Here is a 20,082-nt window from a genome sequence, read left to right as displayed (position 1 = left end):
GGTTATAACTATTAGTGTAATACTTTCTCGTATTCCCCCTTTGGCAAAGTGCTTTTCACTTTGCCCTTTTTTTTATGCTTATTTAAGTGTACGATTAATTTCAAGGGGGAATAGATATGAACTTACTTAAAGAGACGATCAATCGTGAAAATACACGTTCAGCTAAGTATGACTTTAGGGAGAAATTATTTGGTCGAGAAGATATTTTACCAATGTGGGTTGCCGATATGGACCTACCCGCTCCTAAAGAATTGCAGGAAGCTATAATAAAACGTGCAGAACATAACCTTTATGGTTATACGACTCACGACAATCAATTACTTTCAATCATACAAAATTGGGTTAAACGTCGACACAATTATTCTATTGACCCAGATCAAATTACTTTTAGCCCTGGGGTAATCCCTGCTTTACATGCATTAGTTCAGGCCTTTACAGATGAAGGGGATCAAATTGTTATACAGCCACCTGTATACCCTCCATTCTTTTCTGTTATCCAGAATCATAAGCGAGAATTAATTAAAAACCCACTTCTTTATGAAGGTGGACAATATAAGATCAACTTTGCGCAATTAGAAGAACAGTTTAAAAATGGGGCAAAAGCATTCATCCTCTGTAGCCCTCATAATCCTGTAGGACGTGTGTAGACAGAAGATGAACTACAAAAGCTAGCTCAATTGTGTGTCAAATATGAAGTATATTTATTTTCAGATGAAATTCACTCAGATATTATTTTTAGTAACCATAAACATATTCCTATTGCAAGCTTGAATCAAGATATTAAGGAGTTAACCTTTACATTAATGGCACCTTCAAAAACATTTAATGTAGCTGGCTTACAAGGGTCCTTTGTCATTAGTCCAAATAAAGAAAAAAAGAAAAGACTAGAAAAACAGTTAAGCAATCAAGGCTTCGGCTTATTAAATACATTTGCCTACGTTGCAATGGAAGCAACATATCAATATGGAGATGAATGGTTACAACAATTAATCAGCTTATTAGAATTAAATTATGAACACTTAGAAAGTGAATTATTAAATAACACTGAAATAAAACCAATTCAACCTGAAGGCACTTACTTAGTATGGTTAGATTTCACTAAAACAGGCTACTCCCACAAAGAAATTGACAAAATTCTTAAAGAAGAAGCTAAAGTCGGTTTAAATGACGGGATTACATTTGGTCAAGTACAAGGTGAGCAATTTATGCGCATCAATATCGCTGCACCCACTGAAACAGTTGAAGAAGCAGTAAAAAGACTAGTTGCATCATTTTCTAGGAAATAACTTAAACCCGCTTGGAAACCTTAGAACCAAGCGGGTTTATAATTACTCTTCACTTAAAAACTCGAGCTTAAGTACATACGCTACATCAAATTGATCCTTATGTTCATCAAAGTTTGAAAGTATGTCAGCAGGCATTCCCATGTTTTCATCAGGGGAAAAGGTAAAAGTTGCAATAGCTAAAGCCAATTCATGCTCATGATCAATTGGTATCTCTTCTGATGATTTACTAGCCCAAGAACTCGCTTGTGTCTGTTGTTCTTCTGAAATAAGATCATTCCCTTTAGTTGAAACAATTGAACCACCGCTACTTACACCAAGGTCGTATGAAAACTCTTTTGAATCCGTGTCTATTTCTGTTCCAAATATAATATACCCATCATCTTGAACACCCGCTCTCATTCCTCCAGAATCGCCCGATACTAACTCTCCTTCAACATACTTCTCCACCCATACTTCTACTCTTTCATAATCATCATTAATATTAAACTCATGCACACTAGAACGCTCTGAAGTTACAGTTAAGATCGTGTTTTCTAATTCGGATAAATCAGTCGAAGTAATTGTATTATCATTATTACAAGCACTTAAAGTGAGTAAAGCAACAATTATAAATAATACTGTTTTATACATTTAATTTAGGATCTCCCTTAGAATTACTTGCTAAACAGTCTAACATACCTATCCAGAGTTTAAAATAACAAAACAGCCTATTAAATCAAGTTTGAACTTGAATCGATAGACTGTTGTGACTACAATTTATTCGGTCTTAATTGATTATTATTATTCTTCCTCCTCTTCTTCCTCACCTTCAGCAGGGTTATCTGTTTCCTCAGCATCGTCTTCTTGCGTTAATTCAGCACACGCTACACGATCGCCGGCATCACCTGCTGGTTGGCTAATGCCATCATCTTCATCTTCATGAATAATTAAAGACTTCCCACCATCTTCATTAAAGAAAGATCCTCTACCATCTAATAAAGTTGCTTCTTCTAGAACATAATCAAAGGTAGCAGAACCATCATCTTCAACTAGAATGTTCGGCATATCACCAATATGAGGGCCATCTGGATGCATCAACCCGTGCTCTGCTTCTTCATCAATTGACCAATGACCACCAGCTGTTTCAAAAGTAGGACCAACACATTCAGGGTTTTCATGAATATGTATACCGTGGAATCCCGGTGTTAAACCGACAACTTCTACCTCTACTTCTACCCCTTCAGCATCTTCAGTTAAAGTTACTTCACCAATAACATCATAATCCGTATTAATAATATCTGCCGTTGTAACTTGGGCTTCTTCCTGACAAGCTGATAGGAGAAAGACCAATCCTAACAAATAAAACCATTTCATTCTTATCACCTCTAATTTTATTATGGGTAGAATAAAATGGATTTAAACTTTAACTATGTAATTATTTATCTAATTAGTTTTTAATATTCTGATTACCTTTCTTTACAACTTACTATTATGAAAAAAGAGGCGATCTCTTGGGGTCACCTCTTTTTAAATGTTATAATTTAATGTTCTTTTGAATTGATTTCTTGATTATGCTGATCGTTTTGGCCTTCGTTAGAAAACCTCTCATTAAAAGATTGTTCCTCTTTACTAGAAACTTTAATAATCCATCTATAAAACATATAAGCACCAATCATAAATATAATTAATGTTAGAATTGCTGGGATATATAATGTTTTATCCTCTGGAAAATAAAGAAAATCCATCATAATGCATACACCTACTTCTAATCACTATTAATGCCATTGTATCAGAACTCCGTGTAACATTCATAAATTAATGTTTCATCTTTATGACAATCTACTTCTTAAACTCTGTCAATAAATTTGCCATTTCAATTGCGCTTACAGCTGCTTCATAACCTTTATTGCCTGCTTTAGTACCAGCACGCTCTACTGCTTGTTCTATTGTATCTGTTGTTAGAACTCCGAAAATGACAGGTACACCTGTTTCAAGACTTACTGATGAAGTTCCTTTTGCTACTTCACCACTTACATAATCGAAGTGTGGTGTTGCCCCACGGATAATCGTACCTAGGGTGATGACAGCATCATAATCGCCATATTCAATCATTTTCTTAGTTGCTAACGGAATTTCGTAAGCACCTGGTACCCAGGAAACCTCAATGTTGTCCTCAGTTAAACCGTGACGCTTTAAACCATCTATTGCACCATCTAGTAATTTTTCCGTAATAAATGCATTAAAACGCCCTACAACAATGCCAATTTTTAAATCTTGTGCCACTAAGCTTGCTTCATATGTTTTCATGAGTAATCCTCCTGTTTAAAATAAGTGTCCTAATTTATCGCGTTTAGTTTCTAAATATTTTTCGTTATCTTTGTTTGCTTCCATCTTTAAGCCAACGCGTTCGACAATCTCTAAGTCATAACCGTAAAGTCCTTTTATTTTACGTGGATTGTTTGTTAATAAGCTCATTTTACGAACACCTAAGTCTTCTAAAATTTGAGCTCCAATCCCATAGTCTCTCAAGTCAGCCGGATAGCCTAATTTCTCGTTTGCTTCAACTGTGTCATAACCTTCTTCTTGAAGCTTATATGCTTTTAGTTTATTTAACAGGCCAATTCCACGACCTTCTTGGCGCATATATAACAAAACACCTTTACCAGCTTCTTCAATTTGTGATAAAGCAGCATCTAACTGTGGACCACAATCACAACGATTCGAACCAAACACATCTCCTGTTAAACATTCACTATGCACACGAACAAGAGTAGGTTCAGCCGGTGTGATCTCTCCTTTGACTAACGCAACATGCTCTCTACCATCTATAACATTTGTATAGGCAATGGCTTTAAAATCACCATAAGAAGTTGGAAGATTGATTTCAACAGCGCGCTCAACCAGTTTTTCATGCATACGGCGATATTTAATCAAATCTTCAATGGTAATTAGTTTCAAATCATGTTCATCAGCAATTTGACGCAACTCAGGCACCCTTGCCATACTGCCGTCTTCATTCATGATTTCACATATAGTACCAGCTGGTTTACCTCCTGCTAAGACTGCTAAATCAACTGACGCTTCTGTATGACCAGCACGACGCAGAACGCCACCTTCTTTTGCAATTAGTGGGAATATGTGACCTGGCCTTTTAAATTCAGTTGGTACCCCATCATCTTCAGCTAAACGCATAATCGACTTAGAACGCTCAGCTGCACTTATTCCTGTTGTTGTTTCAACATGATCAATGCTAACAGTAAATGCCGTGCCGTGACTGTCTGTGTTTACATCAGCCATTAGCTCTAATTGTAATTGATTAGCCTTTTCCTGTGTAATTGGCGCACACAATAAACCGCGGCCTTCTTTGACCATAAAGTTAACGACTTCTGGTGTTGTATGTTCAGCTAATGCTACAAAGTCACCTTCATTTTCTCTATTTTCATCATCAACAACAATGACCACTTTCCCCTGCTTTAAATCTTCTATAGCATCTTTAATAGAATCAAACATTAACGCCCCTCCTACTGATTAAGAAAGCCTGCTTCACGCAATGCTTCCAGTGATACCCCTTGCTTTTTCTCCTCTTTTTCAGGGTTTATTAATTGGAAAACATATTTTAATAACATATCACACTCAATATTAACGAGATCACCTGTATATTTAGTCGTTAGGATCGTCTCATCTTGTGTATGTGGAATTAAAGAAATCGTAAAAGTGTTGTCTTCTAATCCAAATATTGTTAATGAAGTACCTTCTACACTAACTGAGCCTTTTAACATCATATATTTAGCAAGTTCTGAATCGACTTCAATGTAAAAATACTCAGCATTATCTTTCTTTTCACGATTAACAATTTTACCCAATCCGTCTACATGCCCAGATACAAAATGACCACCAAAACGACCATCTGCTGGCATCGCACGTTCTAAATTAACCTTTGAACCAACTGTTAAACTTTTTAACGCTGTATGGTGGAACGTCTCTGGCATAACATCTGTATTAAATGCTGTGTCTGTGAAGTCTGTGACAGTTAAACAAACGCCATTCACAGAAATACTATCGCCTAGCCGGACATCTTCAGTAATCTTTTTTACATCAATTGTTAACTGCAAAGATTCAGAACCTTGTGTAATACTTTTAATAGTACCTACTTCTTCAACTATCCCAGTAAACATTAAGTGACCTCCTTCACTTGAGGTTTTGCTGTAATTTTAATATCTGGCCCGATCATTTCGACAGTTGAAAATTCTACTCGAACAGAATCTTCAACTTCTTCAAAACCTAATTGGTTATAAAATGCTTTACTAAACTCACCACCAATTAGTTTTGGAGCCATATATAAATGGATTTCATTAAATAACTTCTTTTGGATAAATTGTGAATGAATAGTTGAGCCACCTTCTACATAAACACTCATTATTTTTCGTTCTACCATCATTTTTAATAGCCAATTTAAATCAATCTGATCTTGATTGATACACCAAACCTCAGCGTGCGGAATTGCTTGGATTGATTGCTTTTTTTGATCACTTGCTGATTGGGCACATACTATAATCGTTTTCGCTTGATCATCTGTTAATAAATTAGCATTTAAAGGAATCGATAAGTTCGTATCCAGAACGATACGTGTAGGGTTTAAACCTCCGTGGGGCAAACGGGTGGTTAATTGAGGATCATCTCGTAAAACGGTCTTACTTCCAACTAAAATCGCATCATGAAGATGACGATTTATATGGACATCATGTCTTGATTCTTCACTCGTAATCCACTTGCTATCACCACTGTTCGCTGTCGTTTTACCGTCCATCGAAACTCCAGTTTTAAGTGTCACAAATGGCTTTTTATCCTTCATAAAGTGGAAGAATTTTTGATTAATTTGTTGTGCCTGTTCTTCAAACAAGCCAACTTCTACTTCTATACCTTCATCTCTTAACCATTGAACACCTTTACCTGCCACTTTTGGGTTTGGGTCTAGGGTTGCGACATAAACCTTCTTAACTCCATAATCAATAATGGCTTTAGCACATGGCGGTGTCTTACCGTAGTGAGCACATGGCTCTAATGTGACAAACATCGTCGCACCTTTAGCCAACTCTTGTGCTTGCTCTAGAGCATAAACCTCAGCATGTGGCTTAGAAGGTTTGAAGTGGGTTCCAGTACCAATCACAACCCCATCTTTTACGATGACTGCTCCAACAGAAGGATTAGGACTCGTTTGTCCAATAGTTAATCTCGCTAAATCAATTGCGTGTTGCATATAAAATGATTCGTCTTTCAATCGTTAACCCCCTTTAGTTTCACCGGATTAACGATCTGATCCTTCTCCCATCCAGACTATAACTGTCGGCCCCAGATTCCCACTGGATCCACCGTAACGAATACGGGTCACGGACTAAGAATCAAACTCGATTCAACACCGCCGGTCGGGAGTTTCACCCTGCCCCGAAGAATCAGTATTCAGATATAATGACTGAATACATTAAACTCCTACTTAGATCATTCAAATGAATGGCTTAATTTCAAAATTAATTTGCCCAACAGTTGAACAATTCAATGTTTATAAATAAACAACTTTATTATAAACTACATTTTTCGATTATGCTATAAAACTGTTTTATAAGTTAGCAAAGTTTCTCTAAATCATTGTTTATCTTGCTTTTCTAATGGGAATGGGACAAACAAATACACGAAAAGGAGTGGATTCAAAATGGCACTAAGAAAAGTATTACAGCAACTCGAGAACTACAAAAGTGAAAAACCAAACCGTGTATTCACCATGTATTTAAATACAGACCTTGCCGATCAAGACCAACAAGGTGGAGAGTGGAAAATCCATCTTAAAAACGGATTAAATAACTTTGAGCACTATTTACAAAAAGATGGCGACTCTGATGAAAAACGTAACTTTTGGGCAGTCAAAGAAAAAGTTGAAAACTATATGCATGAACACCAAAAAGATTTAAAGAAAAGTGTCGTAATCTTTGCCACTGGTGAAGGTGACATCTGGTTTTCAGAGCGATTACAAATGCCTGTACAAACAGCATTTCACTGGGAAGATCAACCTGTATTAGACCAACTAAAATCATTAAATAAACAATTTCCAAAAACAGGTATTGTCTTAACTCAAAAGGAACAAATCAAATTAATTGATGCAGAGTTAGGTGCTGTTAACGATACGACTTTATATGAGTTAGACCTTAACACAGAGGATTGGAAACAGCACCAAGGACCACACCATGCCGATTCCAATTTAGGGTCTGGTGGTGTAAAATCATCTAAAAAAGACGAATTAGCTGAGCGATTTGAAGAGAACCGTTCGCGTTGGTATAAATCAATCGCACCAAAAATCGATCAATACGCTAAAAACAATAATTGGGATGCTATCTACTTAGTTGGTAGTTCAGTTGAAGTAGATGAATTAGAGAGAAATATGAACAAACAAGTCGATGATAAAATCAATAAAAACTTGCTAGATCATGAAGAAATGAAAATTATTGAAGAAGTCATGTAGGTAACACGAGCCGGACAAAACTGTTGTTCGGCTCTTCTTTACATATAAAAGAGCTAAAAGAGAAATATAATATGTGAGTGAGATATTTCAATAGAAAGTTGGTTGAAAATAATGAATTAATTAATCCCACATGTTATAAATTGTTTGTGAGTTTCTTTTATGATAGCTTAGTTAAGTAATAATACTTAGGGAGGAAATGCTAAATGAGTACACATATTGGTGCTAAAAAGGGCGATATCGCTGATAAGATTTTACTACCAGGAGACCCGCTTCGTGCAAAGTATATTGCAGAAACGTTTCTTGAAGATGTAACTTGTTACAATGAAGTTCGTGGTATGTATGGGTTTACAGGTACATATAAAGGAGAGCGCATTTCTGTTCAAGGTACAGGAATGGGAGTACCAAGTATTGCGATTTACGTTAATGAATTAATTCAAGAATATGACGTACAGAAATTAATCCGTGTCGGTTCTTGTGGTGCTCTTCAAGAAGACGTAAAAGTACGTGATGTCATCTTAGCGCAAACTGCAACAACTGATTCGCAAATGAATCGCATGGTGTTTGGTGGAATTGATTATGCTCCTGCTGCTGATTTTGGTTTATTAAAGAATGCTTATGATGTTGGTGAAGAACGCGGCTTAAACTTACGTGTTGGTAATGTCTTTACTAGTGATAGCTTCTATCGTGACAACGCGATGGAGTTATTCAACAAACTAGCTGAATATAATGTATTAGCTGTAGAAATGGAAGCAACGGCACTATACACGATCGCAGCTAAATATAATCGTGAAGCATTAGCTGTTCTAACAGTCAGTGATCACATCTTAAGTGGTGAAGAAACAACAGCTGAAGAACGTCAAACGACATTTAACGATATGATCGAAGTTGCATTAGATGCAGCGATTAAGTAGTCAGTTGAAATCTCTTTTAAAGCCATTACATGTAAGATGATGGGATGAATTTATTGTCATAATAGAAAATCCGAACGAATCAATAAAATGAATTCGTTCGGATTTTTTGCTTTTCGATACCGCTATAACAATATGCTTGAGCGCTGATCAACACCCCCTCACCACTCTATTGTTCACCTAAAAACAAAATGAAGTTGACAATTAAAGCTCGTTTTCGGTATATTAATATCAACAAAGGGGGAAGAGTCATGAAAAGGAAATTTAGTACAAGCGAATTAACTTTAGGGTCCGTATTTGTTGTATTATTTATGATCGGCGCTAACATAGCCATTTGGTTTCCATTTTTAAAGATTACATACGGCGCCGGTTCTGTACCGCTCTCATTACAAACGTTTTTTGTCATTTTAGCTGGATTAATTTTAGGTAAAAAGTTAGGTAGCTTTACAGTTATTGTTTATCTGTTAATTGGACTTGCAGGTGTTCCTGTTTTTGCTGAGATGAGTTCAGGTCCAACTGCATTCATTACACCTACGGGCGGTTTTTTATTATCCTTTATAGCTATAGCATGGGTGACAGGTTATATTGTAGAGAAGAGTCAAAACCCAAACGTGAAAGTCTATCTAATAGCTACGTTTGCTGGTCTTTTAGCAAACTATATCATTGGTACACCATTCATGGTCGCATCAACTAATATTGTATTAGAAGTCCCTTTAACGTTAAATCAAGGTATTCTGGCGATGACTCCATTTTTCATAAAGGATTTTGTAATTACGATGGGAGCAGCGGTGTTACTTCCTAAAATTCTTGGACGTTTATCAACTGCTAACTCATCCATTCCAACTCGCACCTCATCCTAAGAAAAATACATTATCAAAAAGCTAGGCTTTAGAGACGGCCTAGCTTTTTGATTAAATGGACTTGAAATATTCTATTTAACGTTCATCATTGCTTTTGCCAGAGTTCTAGCCATTACTCCTGTTGGCCCTTTAGGCCCTAGGTCGTGTTCACTATCAGCCATTGCTGTACCCGCAATATCTAAGTGAACCCACGGAGTATCCTCAGCAAAAGCGCCGACAAAACACCCTGCCATAACTGCATGTGCCTTTCTTCCAGGGGAGTTATTTAAATCAGCAATATGGCTTTTTCTTACTTGTTTTTGGTATACATCTAAATAAGGTAGTTGCCATACTGGTTCATCCACTTGTTGAGAAGCGTGCTTAATCTCATTAAGCCAATCATCATTATTCGTCATCGCTCCTGTCACTTGATCACCTAAAGCAACAACGACCCCACCTGTTAATGTCGCAACATCTACAATTTTAACTGCTCCATTTTGCCTAGCATAAGTAACAGCATCAGCCATCGCTAAGCGGCCTTCTGCATCTGTATTACGTACTTCAATCGTTTTTCCACTCATCGATACGATCACATCATCTGGTTTGTATGCTGTGTGACTAATCATATTATCAGTCGCTGGAATTAACGCCATCACGTTTTCATTCGGTTTAATATGGCCAATCGCATCCATAGCACCAATAACTGACGCTGCACCACCCATATCCATTTTCATACCGATAATACCGTCTTTAGGCTTTAATGAATAGCCTCCTGTATCAAACGTAATCCCTTTACCTACAAAAGCAACAGGATCTTCCCATTTCTCTTTACCTTGGTATTTCATAACGATAAAACGAGGGGGTTCTTCTGATCCTTGATTAACAGCTAATAAAGCCCCCATCCCATACTCTTCAATTTTTGCTTGATCAAATACTTCTATTTCTATGTTATGTTTTGCCGCAATATTTTCTGCGAATGTGGCTAAATCAGAAGCGGTCAAAAGATTTCCCGGTAAATTAACTAAATGACGTGCGATATTAGCTCCATTTCCTAAAGCATATCCCGTATTCGCTGCTTCAACAACACCAGCACTTTGCTCAGTTAAATAATTTATATTTGTTAACTCTATAGATTTCTCATCACGCTCTGTATGATATGTTTGAAGTTGATGGGGTGCCATAGCCATTGACTCAGCAATTGCCTCCACATAATCAGCTTGCCCCTCACCTGTAATCACACTATCTAACTGAATTGAAGCTTGTCCAATTCTATCTTGAGATAGCTGTTTGAATACTTTTCCGAAGGCTTTTCTAACCGTATGAACCGTTCTCTCATCTCTTTTGCCTAAACCGATGAAATAAATTCTTTTAGCTTCAATTAAACTAAATGTATGTACTTTTGAAACTGAATTATTGTGATTAGAAATATCTCCACTCTGCACTAATTCATCTAACTCTCCGTTAAGCTTGTCATTTAATTGCTGATAAATTGTTTGAAGCTCTTTATTTTCTTCATACAAACCAACAACTAAAGCTTCAGTTCGATGTTTTTCGATTGACTCATTCGTCACTTTAAACATAATAACCCCTCCATTACTCTATTATTATTTATCATACCAAAATAATTCATAATTCGAAATAATTATTTTTTTAAAACCGTTTTTTACGTGAGGATTTTAGGGTATGATGATAATTAGAGAGAAAGGACGGCAAAATCATGGAAATCTTATACAACACCCCTTTATGGATCGCATTATTTGCTGTAATCTTTGCACAAGTTATTAAAATTCCCATTCAATTCATCGCTACAAAAGAAATTAACCTAGGTTTAGCCTTCAGTACTGGAGGTATGCCAAGTAGTCATTCTGCAGCTGTTTCAGCCTTAACAACTACTATTGCGATTGAACACGGGGTGGATTCACCTTACTTTGCCATTTCATGTGTGTTAAGTATTATCGTCATGTATGATGCAACTGGAATAAGGCGCCACGCTGGTGAACATGCAACTATATTAAACCAACTTGTTAAAGACTTTCAGCGTATTGTTGATGATGCTAAACATTGGGATCAAAAAGAGGAAGCTGAAAAGCAGAAAGAGTTAAAAGAATTATTAGGCCACCAACCTATTGAAGTATTTTTTGGTGCATTAACAGGAATTTTCTTAGCTATAATCACTTATAATTTATTATAATGCCTTTTAACATAATTTGAGCCTTTATATTAAGAGATAAAGTGTTGTTAAAATATGAACATTGTATAAGTTCAGCAATTTCCCGAGCGGATAATTTTATAAAGCGCTTAGGGATTTTTTACAGCGTTCGAGGCACTTTTATCAGCGTCCAGGTCTTTTTATCAGCGTTCAGGCCTTTTTATCAGCACAAAAATCCGAACGATTTCATTTATGGTGAATCGTTCGGATTTTCTATTATGACAATTATTTTGCCCTACTTCATTTTTAATAATATTGGCCACCTATTACTGGAACCGCTTCAGATTGAATAGCTTCTTCCCAATAAATAAGGTCATCTTCTGAAACTTGTCCATCACCTTCTTCGATTACATAAACATCGATTTCACGTTTTCCCCATTGATTAAATACCTCATCAACTGTTTCATAGTACAAATCTATTTTATTGCCTGTAATAGCACCACCAATATCCGTTACAATCCCATAGCCGTATTCTGGGATATATAATACTGTTCCTAAAGGGAAAACATTTAAATCAGCAGCAATAGTTGAAATAGTCTCTCGTTGAACATCTAACCCTGAATAAGTGACCCCATATAAAGGGTGTCCTTCTGTTTTACCAGTTGATTCATACCCCGCAGTATATCCTGTTGCGACAACTGTTTTAGTTGGGAACTGTCTAAAGGCTACTTCTGTTGCAACTTCTTCATCTAATGAAGCCAATTCTACAACTGCTTGATCTTCCGCTTCTTCTTCTGTCCACTCAAAAGATTTATGACTTAACTCTGTTGCACCCTTTACTTTTAATGACGTCGATTCTCGGTTTTCTTCACTATGAATTGAGCTCGTTACGAAATAGGAAGCCACGAACAATATGATTATGACTCCTACTAATAAAAAAGAAAAGTTTCTAATTTGATTACTCATTGTGAACACCTCTTTGCCACAAAGCGTAACCAAAGTTAGAAACTTTTATACATGAACGAGATTTTTATCAGAATTTTTAAAACATTTGATAACCTTTTGCACGTAATATTCTAATGACAATACCTGATACGATCGTACCTGCAAAACCTGTAAATAAAATAAATAAATCAACAGCTTGAAGACCAATTATGTCTTGCCACAAGGCCGGAAACGCCTCGCCTGGCTGTGTGAAGTATTCTGTAAATGCTACATCATCCACAATGAATATAACAACAATCGGAAATACAACCGCCATAACCCATGTTGAACGAAGTAGCATGTTCAAAATAAATGCAATTCCAAAAAACAAAACAAAAAATAACAATGATAACACAAAGACTTGTACAATCCCCATTGATGAGATCCTCCTACTTCAATTAAGAAAAACTGTCTTAATCACCAAACTCTCTAGTGATTAAACATCAATTTTTCACTACTTAAATCTTTTTAACGTATAACAAACTAAAACAATTCTATCATAGATCATCTAATTTTAATAAGCCTCAAACTGGGGAGTCACAATATTTTCAAAAATCATAGAACATAAAACAAAGGTAGTTATGAGAAACTACCTTTGTTCAAACTATTTAGTGATACATATCTAGTTTACCTTTTTTAAGGAGCAAACCAACACCGCCAAGTTTTACTAAGTAACGGTTATCGATCACCTTTTTCATAATTGATGCAGAACGGCCATATAACTTCTTCTCATCAAAGACAACACCAATTGCATCTGTATGACCTAATGAAGCTACTGTACCTTTAATATCTGGCTTAAATGATTCGAAATCTTCACCATCATTAAGTAATTGTTTTAAATTATGACCAACTGTGTCTGCCATTTGCATCGCAATCTGGGCAGTCGGTGGGTATGGGCGTTCAGTTTCTTCATTGAATATTACCGCACAGTCACCTACAACGAATACATCATCATAATCTGGTGTACGTAGATCATCACGTACAGGAACTCTTCCACGGCTCACTTCAAACCCTGAATCCTCAACGATTGAATTACCACGAACTCCTGCAGCCCAGATGATGTTTCTCGTTTTAATTTCTTCTTGCTCATCATCTTTCTCAACAATAATTCCATCTTCAGTACACTTCTTCAGCATTGTGCCTAAACGGAATTCAACGCCCTTCTCTTCAAGACGGTTCATCGCATACTCAACAAGCTCTTCATCAAAGCCTGCTAATGCAGTTGGGCCTGCTTCTACGTTAATGACACGCACTTTACTTGCCTCAACATCATACTCTTGACAAAGCTCTGGTACACGGTTAGCAATCTCACCAACAAACTCAATACCAGTAAATCCAGCACCACCAACAACAATGGTAATTAAGTCTTGGCGATCGCCCTCTTCATTGTTATATTGAGCAAAGTTATACTCAATATGATCACGAATTAAACGGGCACTATTAATGCTATTGATTGAGAATGCGTGTTCTTGTAATCCTTCAATACCAAATGTTGCCGATTCAAACCCTAATCCAATGACAAGGTAATCATATGTAAGCTCGCCATCTTCTAAGACTACCTTCTTATTACTTGGGTCGATTGATTCAACAGTGTCTTGTACAAAGTTAACACGTTTAAAATCAACCACATCGTTAATTGAAATACGAGTACGATCGTGGTGTAACGTTCCAGCAGCGTTTTCATGTAACCATGTCGTTTGATAATGGTAATCATGCTTGTTTACTAATGTAATGTCTGCTTCATTGTCACCAATTAACTTTTGAAGCTTAATAGTTGTCATGATCCCACCATAACCAGCACCTAAAACAACAATGTTCGGTTTGTTCATCTACATCACATCCATCCAAAAAATTTTAAAAAGATTGAAATAAAAAATAAATAAATAAGTTCTTTGTGAATTACTTCACGTAGTTACGTAATAATTTGTCAAATAAACGCAATACTCACCTAAAAATAATCATAGAACTTTTTGACTTGTTTTTCAACCCTTTCTTTGATTTCTAATGTTTCAGATAATTACCTATTTATATAGTCGCTTTTTAGTTTGCAAAACATTTATCAATCAATACATGTGATGTTATAATGTTTGATGGTGTTTATATGATTTTTTAAGGAAGTTGGAGGAATAGATATGAACGAACACGTTAAAGATATAGCTATTATTGGCGCTGGCCCTGTTGGTTTATTCACTGCCTTTTATGGTGGGCTTCGTCAAGCTGATGTACAAATCATCGAAAGCTTACCTCATATCGGTGGTCAGCTTACTGCCTTATATCCAGAGAAATATATTTACGATGTTGCAGGTTTTCCGAAAGTTACAGCTCAAGGTCTTGTCGATAGTTTATATGAACAAGCTAAACCTTTTAATCCAACGATTACGCTCGATGAAGCTGTGCAATCCATAGAGAAGATTGAGGAGAACCTATTTAAATTAACAACTAATCAAGATGTATTTTATGCAAAAGCTGTCATAATAACCGCAGGAAACGGTGCTTTTGAACCACGTAAATTACGCATTGAAGGAACTGAACAGTATGAAGACCATAACCTGCATTACTATATTACAAATATTGAATCCTTCCGTGATCGTAAAGTCATGATTTGTGGCGGTGGTGACTCAGCAGTTGATTGGGCTTTAATGTTAGAGCCAATAGCCAAACAAGTTAGTCTGGTACACAGACGTGATCAATTCCGAGCACATGAGCATAGTGTTGCTCAGTTAAAGCAATCATCTGTTGAAATTTTAACGCCATACATTCCGCAATCATTAGAGGGTGAAGAAGCGATTGAAAAAGTTATTTTACAAAAAGCGAAGTCAGAAGAAATATTAGAAGTTGATGTAGACGACTTGATTGTAAATTACGGGTTCGTTTCACAAATAGGCCCAATTAAGAATTGGGGCTTAGAAATAGAGAAAAATGATATCGTCGTTAATACAAGAATGGAAACAAATGTTGAAGGAATTTATGGTGCTGGAGATATTATTACGTATCCAGGAAAGGTCAAGTTAATTGCTGCTGGTTTCGGTGAAGGTCCTACTGCTGTTAATAATGCAATGGCTAGAATGGACCCTAATGCACGTCTGCAACCGAAACACTCAACGCATATGTTTAATGATTAAACAAAAGAGGCTGAGACAAAACTAAGCATTAATACACAAGACCCGAACGAAATTATAATTCAAATTCGTTCGGGTCTAATTTTCTAATCATCGCTCCACCAAAATGCAAAATGCTTCGCTTTCCGCGGGCCTGGTGAGCCTACTCGTGCTATGCACTGTAGTCTCACCTTTGCCTTTGCACCCGCGGGAGTCTACGCATTTTGATTCCATAAAGTAACTGGTCAACTAAGGTGAAATACTAAACGTTCGTGTTTTCACCAGACATCAATCCTTTTGTCCCAATCTCTTTTAGTTAACTAAAATCAGCAAAAGTCTGACATTAACAGTTACCTGGTTGGCCTTCTACACCAGGAGCTTTAAACGATGAACCACAACCACATGATACGATTGCATTCGGATTTTCAATCGTAAATCCGCCACCCATCATATTTTGTTTAAAATCGATCGTTGTTCCTTCAATAATTGGAACGTCCATCTCAGCAATAATAATCGGAATGCCATTTTGTTCAAATTCGCGGTCTGTTTCCTTCTTATCATAATCAAAACCTAATTTATAAGATAAGCCGCTGCACCCGCCACCTTTCACACCAAAGCGTAGGTAAACTTCTTCAGCTGTTTCATCTTTTAACATTTCTTTTACTTGTAAGTTTGCTGCTTCTGATAAGTTAATAGCCATACATAATACCTCCCCTACTTCAAGTATACTAGCTTATATTCAGTCATTCAATTAAACGAGCTTAAGACCAAAACACTCCTTCTGCAACTGTAACTGCAGGACCTCTCATTAACACATGGCCATTATCTAACCATGAAATCCATAAATCACCACCGTCTAAATGTACGGTTACTTCTTGACCTTTATTAACATAACCATTAAGAACAGACGAGACAACTGCCGCACATGCACCTGTTCCACACGCTTGGGTAATACCCGAACCACGTTCCCAAACTCTAAAAATAATTTCACGCTCATTAATTACTTGAACGAACTCAACATTGACACCTTCTGGGAAACGAGAGTCATCTGTTACAAGTGGGCCTATTGCGTGAATTGGAGCTTTCTCTATATCCTCTACATAAAATATGATATGAGGATTACCCATTGATACCGCCGTAGCTGAATATTCTTCACCTTCTACTTCGAATGATTCAGCAATTACGCGTTCATGAGGGTTTCCTTGTTCAGTTTTCATTGGAATTTTTTCTCGTTCAAGAATCGGCGGGCCCATATCAATTGTAATACTATCAACCGTTTCATCATTATTTAATTGAACAGTCGCATTAACTACACCAGACTTAGCCTCGATTTGAAATTCTGTCGATTGGACGTACCCATGTTCAAAAGCGAATTTTGCTACACTACGTAAACCATTACCACAATTCATAGCCTCAGAACCATCTTTATTAAAGATACGCATACGAACATCGGCAATTTTTGATGGTAACACCATAATTAAACCATCAGAGCCAATACCTGTATTAACATTGGAAATTTCCTTTGAAACTTCCGGTATTTTGTCTTCTTTTATTTCAAATTGAAAACCATCAATATAAATATAGTTATTACCTAAGCCGTGCATCTTCGTAAAAGGAATCTTCATCGGTCTTACCTCTCTATTATTTTGATTAAAATACAGGGTTTTCTTCTAAATGTTCATAAACTTTATCAACAAGCTCATCTGCTGAATCAGCCATGATACATTCACCGTTTACGATCGCAAATAGCCCCATTGCACATATTCCACAATGACTCGTGCAACCGTATTCAATGACATCTAAATCTGGGTCTTTACTTAATTGTTCAAATGCAGCTTGTGAACCACTAATTAAATTATTAACACAAAATTCGATAATCGGGTTCATTTTTCATACACTCCTAAAGTTCTTTTCTTCAATTATAGAACCCTGCAGATATGCTAGCATAAGGTTATTATTACACGCAATTATGCTCACGACTCAGGTTTTAAACCTTTTTTCTCTAAAGCTTTATAGATCGTTTTCAAACGAGGATTCCCTTCCCCGACAACTTCTCCTTCAACTAATACGACTGGATAAAACATATCTTCATCAATCACCTTAGTTGCAAACTGTTGATAAGGCTTTTCTTCAGGTGGATTATAAATATCGACATATTTATAAATGACGCCATTATCGCCAAATTTTCTTGAAATAGCAGCTTGTAACCAATCATATTGTTCCTTAGAACTCGGTAAATTAACACAACTTGGACATAGCACATCTGCACCATATACAACTAACTCAATTTGATTCTCCATCATGATCCTCCCTTTAGCAGTCAAATACGTTTAACTATACTTTATTATATTTTACAAAACTTTTGCTTCAAGTTAAAATGAAAATGGTTCTCAATAAATTTTAGCGTTTTCGTGTTCAAGAATAGATTTTTTTACAGATCTTATTTATAATATAAATATGAAAGGGGAAGATGAGCGATGTTCGATCAAGTGCAAGAGGTTATTAATAAATTACGCCCATTTTTACTAAGAGACGGTGGAGACGTTGAATTAGTAGATGTAGATGAAGGCATCGTGCTTCTTCGTTTGAAAGGTGCATGTGGAAATTGCCCAAGCTCAGCGATCACTCTTAAAGCTGGAATAGAACGTGCATTAATCGCAGAAGTACCTGGCGTACAAGAAGTAGAACAAATCTTCTAATCCACCCAAAGCCAAAGAGCTGGTTTTAAATACCAGCTCTTTTTTATAATTAAATGTGCACAGGTGTTAAAGCTTTTCCCCCGTTTAGTACTTGTTTTATGTTCCGAGCTGCTAATTCCATCATTTCTGTTCTCGTCTCCAAACTGGAAGAGCCAATATGAGGCAAAGCAACAACTTGATCTAATGTTAACAACGGATGGTCCGCACCAATCGGCTCATTTTGAAAGACATCTAATCCCGCTGCTTTTATTTCGCCACTTTCTAGCGCTTTGAATAGATCTTCTTCATTCACAACACCACCTCTAGATGAATTAATAAAGATAGCAGTGTCTTTCATTTGTTTAAATACTTCACGATTAAACATACCTTCTGTTTCTTTTGATAGTGGTGTCATACAAACAACAAAGTCAGATCTATTCAGCAAGTCTTCAAATGAGACATATTTCACACCAAGTTCAGACTCTATATCCTGTTTTCTTGATCGATTGTAATAAAGAATCTCCATATCAAATCCTGTCGCTCTTTTCGCAACGGCTTGACCGATATTACCTAACCCAACAATACCTATTGTCTTATGGTGAATGTCTGAACCTGCTAGCATATATGGCGACCAAGATTTCCATTGATCATCCTTTATATAATCAATCGCTTCTGGAATTCTTCTAGCTGTTGCCGTCAATAATGAAAACGTTAAATCAGCTGTTGTATCCGTTAATACATCAGGTGTATTTGTCACCGTAACATTGTTCTTTTTTGCCGCTTCTAAGTCAATATTATCGTAGCCGACCGCTAAATTGGCAACGACTTTAAGATATGGTGATTGAGTGAGTAACTCTTCATCAATCTTATCTGTTAACATTGTTAATAACGCATCAGCTTGTTTCGCCTTCTCCATTAACAGCTCGCGTGGAATCACCTCTTCTTCCTCACACCACATTTCAACTAAAAAATGTTGCTCTAACATGGACACAACATTATCAGATATTTTTCGTGTAATAAAAACAAACGGTCTAGTCATACCATCACCTCAAGTTTATAAGCTCATTGCATTGTTTTACTTTAAACGTACAATCTAACTAATACTGAGTGTTAGTTTCGCATAAATTAAATGAAATAATCTAGAAAGGAACAGTTGCTATGGAATCTTTAGAAATAACTGCTATACAATTGTTGGAAAAACGCGGTGTTACTATCAATGATATTGCTGAATTAGTTCATTTTCTCCAGTCTAAATATCATGAAAACTTATCACAAGAAGAATGCTTTGAAAATGTAGAAAAAGTACTACAAAAACGTGAAGTCCAAAATGCAATACTGACTGGGATTCAAATTGATGAACTAGCTGAGCAAGAACAATTACAAGAACCATTACAAACGATGATTGAAAATGATGAAGGATTATATGGAATAGATGAAATAATAGCTTTTTCAATTATTAATGTTTATGGGTCAATTGGATTTACTAACTATGGGTATATAGATAAAGTTAAACCCGGTATTCTTGAAGCATTAAATGACAAAGCAAACGGTTGCCACACATTTTTAGATGATATCGTTGGTGCAATTGCCGCAGCAGCCTCAAGTCGTTTAGCTCACAGTCAAGAGTATCGCGAACCGGAAGATGATTAA

Annotated in this window: 23 protein-coding genes, 1 pseudogene and 1 riboswitch; of the genes and pseudogenes, 8 read left to right on the top strand and 16 right to left on the bottom strand. The window is 36.4% G+C overall.

The features are described 5' to 3' along the window. The first annotated feature begins 116 nt into the window (after positions 1 to 116). Positions 117 to 1,286 (top strand): annotated as a pseudogene (locus ABDZ63_RS10610) (MalY/PatB family protein). 42 nt (positions 1,287 to 1,328) lie between these two features. Here the strand turns inward: ABDZ63_RS10610 and ABDZ63_RS10605 are convergent. The 7 genes from ABDZ63_RS10605 to ribD form a co-directional block, all read right to left on the bottom strand. Then, complete coding sequence (locus ABDZ63_RS10605) at positions 1,329 to 1,916, bottom strand: hypothetical protein (RefSeq protein WP_343783499.1); 588 nt, start codon at positions 1,914 to 1,916, stop codon at positions 1,329 to 1,331. Between the two features lie 150 nt (positions 1,917 to 2,066). Beyond that, the gene (locus tag ABDZ63_RS10600) at positions 2,067 to 2,639 is read right to left on the bottom strand and encodes a superoxide dismutase family protein (protein ID WP_343783498.1); all 573 of its coding nucleotides are present in this window, start codon (positions 2,637 to 2,639) and stop codon (positions 2,067 to 2,069) included. 167 nt (positions 2,640 to 2,806) lie between these two features. Beyond that, positions 2,807 to 3,013 (bottom strand): hypothetical protein, encoded by a 207-nt coding sequence (locus ABDZ63_RS10595; protein WP_343783496.1) that lies wholly within the window; start codon positions 3,011 to 3,013, stop codon positions 2,807 to 2,809. A gap of 91 nt (positions 3,014 to 3,104) precedes the next feature. Further along, positions 3,105 to 3,572, bottom strand: coding sequence for a 6,7-dimethyl-8-ribityllumazine synthase (ribH, locus tag ABDZ63_RS10590; protein WP_343783495.1), 468 nt, complete (start codon positions 3,570 to 3,572; stop codon positions 3,105 to 3,107). A 15-nt stretch (positions 3,573 to 3,587) separates the two neighbouring features. Next, complete coding sequence (locus tag ABDZ63_RS10585) at positions 3,588 to 4,775, bottom strand: bifunctional 3,4-dihydroxy-2-butanone-4-phosphate synthase/GTP cyclohydrolase II (RefSeq protein ID WP_343783494.1); 1,188 nt, start codon at positions 4,773 to 4,775, stop codon at positions 3,588 to 3,590. An 11-nt stretch (positions 4,776 to 4,786) separates the two neighbouring features. Then, positions 4,787 to 5,440 (bottom strand): riboflavin synthase, encoded by a 654-nt coding sequence (gene ribE / locus ABDZ63_RS10580; protein ID WP_343783493.1) that lies wholly within the window; start codon positions 5,438 to 5,440, stop codon positions 4,787 to 4,789. Beyond that, a complete protein-coding gene (ribD, locus tag ABDZ63_RS10575) occupies positions 5,440 to 6,543 on the bottom strand; it encodes a bifunctional diaminohydroxyphosphoribosylaminopyrimidine deaminase/5-amino-6-(5-phosphoribosylamino)uracil reductase RibD (RefSeq protein WP_343783492.1) in 1,104 nt (367 codons plus the stop codon). The genes ribE and ribD overlap by 1 nt, the downstream gene beginning before the upstream one ends. Positions 6,544 to 6,578: 35 nt before the next feature. After that, positions 6,579 to 6,719: riboswitch (FMN riboswitch) on the bottom strand. Between the two features lie 253 nt (positions 6,720 to 6,972). Between ribD and ABDZ63_RS10570 the strand changes: the two genes are divergently transcribed. From ABDZ63_RS10570 to ABDZ63_RS10560, 3 genes are all read left to right on the top strand, one after another. After that, entirely contained in the window at positions 6,973 to 7,776 is an 804-nt protein-coding gene (locus tag ABDZ63_RS10570; protein ID WP_343783491.1) for a VLRF1 family aeRF1-type release factor, read from the top strand. 203 nt (positions 7,777 to 7,979) lie between these two features. After that, the gene (deoD, locus tag ABDZ63_RS10565; protein WP_343783490.1) at positions 7,980 to 8,687 is read left to right on the top strand and encodes a purine-nucleoside phosphorylase; all 708 of its coding nucleotides are present in this window, start codon (positions 7,980 to 7,982) and stop codon (positions 8,685 to 8,687) included. A 248-nt stretch (positions 8,688 to 8,935) separates the two neighbouring features. After that, entirely contained in the window at positions 8,936 to 9,544 is a 609-nt protein-coding gene (locus tag ABDZ63_RS10560; protein WP_343783489.1) for a biotin transporter BioY, read from the top strand. Positions 9,545 to 9,615: 71 nt separating this feature from the next. Here the strand turns inward: ABDZ63_RS10560 and ABDZ63_RS10555 are convergent, their stop codons facing one another. Next, on the bottom strand, positions 9,616 to 11,103 hold the full coding sequence (locus ABDZ63_RS10555; protein ID WP_343783488.1) for a leucyl aminopeptidase: 1,488 nt from the start codon (positions 11,101 to 11,103) through the stop codon (positions 9,616 to 9,618). A 137-nt stretch (positions 11,104 to 11,240) separates the two neighbouring features. On the opposite strand from ABDZ63_RS10555, the gene ABDZ63_RS10550 reads away from it, so the two are divergent. Beyond that, positions 11,241 to 11,714, top strand: coding sequence for a divergent PAP2 family protein (locus tag ABDZ63_RS10550; RefSeq protein ID WP_343783487.1), 474 nt, complete (start codon positions 11,241 to 11,243; stop codon positions 11,712 to 11,714). Positions 11,715 to 11,978: 264 nt separating this feature from the next. On the opposite strand, the gene ABDZ63_RS10545 is transcribed toward ABDZ63_RS10550, so the two are convergent. The 3 genes from ABDZ63_RS10545 to ABDZ63_RS10535 form a co-directional block, all read right to left on the bottom strand. Next, positions 11,979 to 12,638, bottom strand: coding sequence for a 3D domain-containing protein (locus ABDZ63_RS10545; RefSeq protein WP_343783486.1), 660 nt, complete (start codon positions 12,636 to 12,638; stop codon positions 11,979 to 11,981). A gap of 76 nt (positions 12,639 to 12,714) precedes the next feature. Then, positions 12,715 to 13,032 carry a YuiB family protein gene (locus tag ABDZ63_RS10540; RefSeq protein ID WP_343783485.1) on the bottom strand — a complete coding sequence of 106 codons (318 nt, stop codon included), beginning with the start codon at positions 13,030 to 13,032 and terminating at the stop codon, positions 12,715 to 12,717. A gap of 232 nt (positions 13,033 to 13,264) precedes the next feature. Continuing rightward, positions 13,265 to 14,485, bottom strand: coding sequence for an NAD(P)/FAD-dependent oxidoreductase (locus tag ABDZ63_RS10535; RefSeq protein ID WP_343783484.1), 1,221 nt, complete (start codon positions 14,483 to 14,485; stop codon positions 13,265 to 13,267). 297 nt (positions 14,486 to 14,782) lie between these two features. Here ABDZ63_RS10535 and ABDZ63_RS10530 point away from each other — a divergent pair, with 297 nt between their 5' ends. Further along, positions 14,783 to 15,778 carry an NAD(P)/FAD-dependent oxidoreductase gene (locus ABDZ63_RS10530; RefSeq protein WP_343783533.1) on the top strand — a complete coding sequence of 332 codons (996 nt, stop codon included), beginning with the start codon at positions 14,783 to 14,785 and terminating at the stop codon, positions 15,776 to 15,778. 319 nt (positions 15,779 to 16,097) lie between these two features. On the opposite strand, the gene ABDZ63_RS10525 is transcribed toward ABDZ63_RS10530, so the two are convergent. From ABDZ63_RS10525 to ABDZ63_RS10510, 4 genes are all read right to left on the bottom strand, one after another. Then, entirely contained in the window at positions 16,098 to 16,454 is a 357-nt protein-coding gene (locus tag ABDZ63_RS10525; RefSeq protein ID WP_343783482.1) for a HesB/IscA family protein, read from the bottom strand. A 61-nt stretch (positions 16,455 to 16,515) separates the two neighbouring features. Beyond that, the gene (gene dapF / locus ABDZ63_RS10520) at positions 16,516 to 17,379 is read right to left on the bottom strand and encodes a diaminopimelate epimerase (RefSeq protein ID WP_343783481.1); all 864 of its coding nucleotides are present in this window, start codon (positions 17,377 to 17,379) and stop codon (positions 16,516 to 16,518) included. Between the two features lie 25 nt (positions 17,380 to 17,404). Continuing rightward, on the bottom strand, positions 17,405 to 17,641 hold the full coding sequence (locus ABDZ63_RS10515) for a YuzB family protein (RefSeq protein ID WP_343783480.1): 237 nt from the start codon (positions 17,639 to 17,641) through the stop codon (positions 17,405 to 17,407). 86 nt (positions 17,642 to 17,727) lie between these two features. Beyond that, a complete protein-coding gene (locus ABDZ63_RS10510) occupies positions 17,728 to 18,054 on the bottom strand; it encodes a DUF1462 family protein (protein WP_343783479.1) in 327 nt (108 codons plus the stop codon). Positions 18,055 to 18,231: 177 nt separating this feature from the next. Between ABDZ63_RS10510 and ABDZ63_RS10505 the strand changes: the two genes are divergently transcribed. Further along, positions 18,232 to 18,453 carry a NifU family protein gene (locus tag ABDZ63_RS10505; RefSeq protein ID WP_343783478.1) on the top strand — a complete coding sequence of 74 codons (222 nt, stop codon included), beginning with the start codon at positions 18,232 to 18,234 and terminating at the stop codon, positions 18,451 to 18,453. Positions 18,454 to 18,502: 49 nt separating this feature from the next. On the opposite strand, the gene ABDZ63_RS10500 is transcribed toward ABDZ63_RS10505, so the two are convergent. Beyond that, positions 18,503 to 19,471: a 2-hydroxyacid dehydrogenase gene (locus ABDZ63_RS10500; protein WP_343783477.1), complete on the bottom strand. Its 969-nt coding sequence runs from the start codon at positions 19,469 to 19,471 to the stop codon at positions 18,503 to 18,505. A gap of 119 nt (positions 19,472 to 19,590) precedes the next feature. Here ABDZ63_RS10500 and ABDZ63_RS10495 point away from each other — a divergent pair, with 119 nt between their 5' ends. Further along, positions 19,591 to 20,082 carry a phosphatidylglycerophosphatase A family protein gene (locus tag ABDZ63_RS10495; RefSeq protein ID WP_343783476.1) on the top strand — a complete coding sequence of 164 codons (492 nt, stop codon included), beginning with the start codon at positions 19,591 to 19,593 and terminating at the stop codon, positions 20,080 to 20,082.

This window comes from Alkalibacillus silvisoli (assembly GCF_039521975.1).
GTDB lineage: Bacteria > Bacillota > Bacilli > Bacillales > Alkalibacillaceae > Alkalibacillus > Alkalibacillus silvisoli.
The sequence above is the reverse complement of the archived record's forward strand: the minus strand, read 5'-3'. Positions and strand labels throughout refer to the sequence as shown.

What these genes read in the sequence shown, in the direction of transcription:
- deoD (WP_343783490.1), top strand. Translation starts at nt 7,980, where the DNA reads ATGAGTACACATATTGGTGCTAAAAAGGGCGATATCGCTGATAAGATT.
- ABDZ63_RS10560 (WP_343783489.1), top strand. Translation starts at nt 8,936, where the DNA reads ATGAAAAGGAAATTTAGTACAAGCGAATTAACTTTAGGGTCCGTATTT.
- ABDZ63_RS10525 (WP_343783482.1), bottom strand. Translation starts at nt 16,454, where the DNA reads ATGGCTATTAACTTATCAGAAGCAGCAAACTTACAAGTAAAAGAAATG.
- ABDZ63_RS10500 (WP_343783477.1), bottom strand. Translation starts at nt 19,471, where the DNA reads ATGACTAGACCGTTTGTTTTTATTACACGAAAAATATCTGATAATGTT.
- ABDZ63_RS10535 (WP_343783484.1), bottom strand. Translation starts at nt 14,485, where the DNA reads ATGAACAAACCGAACATTGTTGTTTTAGGTGCTGGTTATGGTGGGATC.
- ABDZ63_RS10540 (WP_343783485.1), bottom strand. Translation starts at nt 13,032, where the DNA reads ATGGGGATTGTACAAGTCTTTGTGTTATCATTGTTATTTTTTGTTTTG.
- ABDZ63_RS10505 (WP_343783478.1), top strand. Translation starts at nt 18,232, where the DNA reads ATGTTCGATCAAGTGCAAGAGGTTATTAATAAATTACGCCCATTTTTA.
- ABDZ63_RS10555 (WP_343783488.1), bottom strand. Translation starts at nt 11,103, where the DNA reads ATGTTTAAAGTGACGAATGAGTCAATCGAAAAACATCGAACTGAAGCT.
- ABDZ63_RS10570 (WP_343783491.1), top strand. Translation starts at nt 6,973, where the DNA reads ATGGCACTAAGAAAAGTATTACAGCAACTCGAGAACTACAAAAGTGAA.
- ABDZ63_RS10545 (WP_343783486.1), bottom strand. Translation starts at nt 12,638, where the DNA reads ATGAGTAATCAAATTAGAAACTTTTCTTTTTTATTAGTAGGAGTCATA.
- ABDZ63_RS10510 (WP_343783479.1), bottom strand. Translation starts at nt 18,054, where the DNA reads ATGGAGAATCAAATTGAGTTAGTTGTATATGGTGCAGATGTGCTATGT.
- ABDZ63_RS10550 (WP_343783487.1), top strand. Translation starts at nt 11,241, where the DNA reads ATGGAAATCTTATACAACACCCCTTTATGGATCGCATTATTTGCTGTA.
- ribE (WP_343783493.1), bottom strand. Translation starts at nt 5,440, where the DNA reads ATGTTTACTGGGATAGTTGAAGAAGTAGGTACTATTAAAAGTATTACA.
- ABDZ63_RS10600 (WP_343783498.1), bottom strand. Translation starts at nt 2,639, where the DNA reads ATGAAATGGTTTTATTTGTTAGGATTGGTCTTTCTCCTATCAGCTTGT.
- ABDZ63_RS10585 (WP_343783494.1), bottom strand. Translation starts at nt 4,775, where the DNA reads ATGTTTGATTCTATTAAAGATGCTATAGAAGATTTAAAGCAGGGGAAA.
- ABDZ63_RS10515 (WP_343783480.1), bottom strand. Translation starts at nt 17,641, where the DNA reads ATGAACCCGATTATCGAATTTTGTGTTAATAATTTAATTAGTGGTTCA.
- dapF (WP_343783481.1), bottom strand. Translation starts at nt 17,379, where the DNA reads ATGAAGATTCCTTTTACGAAGATGCACGGCTTAGGTAATAACTATATT.
- ABDZ63_RS10605 (WP_343783499.1), bottom strand. Translation starts at nt 1,916, where the DNA reads ATGTATAAAACAGTATTATTTATAATTGTTGCTTTACTCACTTTAAGT.
- ABDZ63_RS10595 (WP_343783496.1), bottom strand. Translation starts at nt 3,013, where the DNA reads ATGATGGATTTTCTTTATTTTCCAGAGGATAAAACATTATATATCCCA.
- ABDZ63_RS10495 (WP_343783476.1), top strand. Translation starts at nt 19,591, where the DNA reads ATGGAATCTTTAGAAATAACTGCTATACAATTGTTGGAAAAACGCGGT.
- ribH (WP_343783495.1), bottom strand. Translation starts at nt 3,572, where the DNA reads ATGAAAACATATGAAGCAAGCTTAGTGGCACAAGATTTAAAAATTGGC.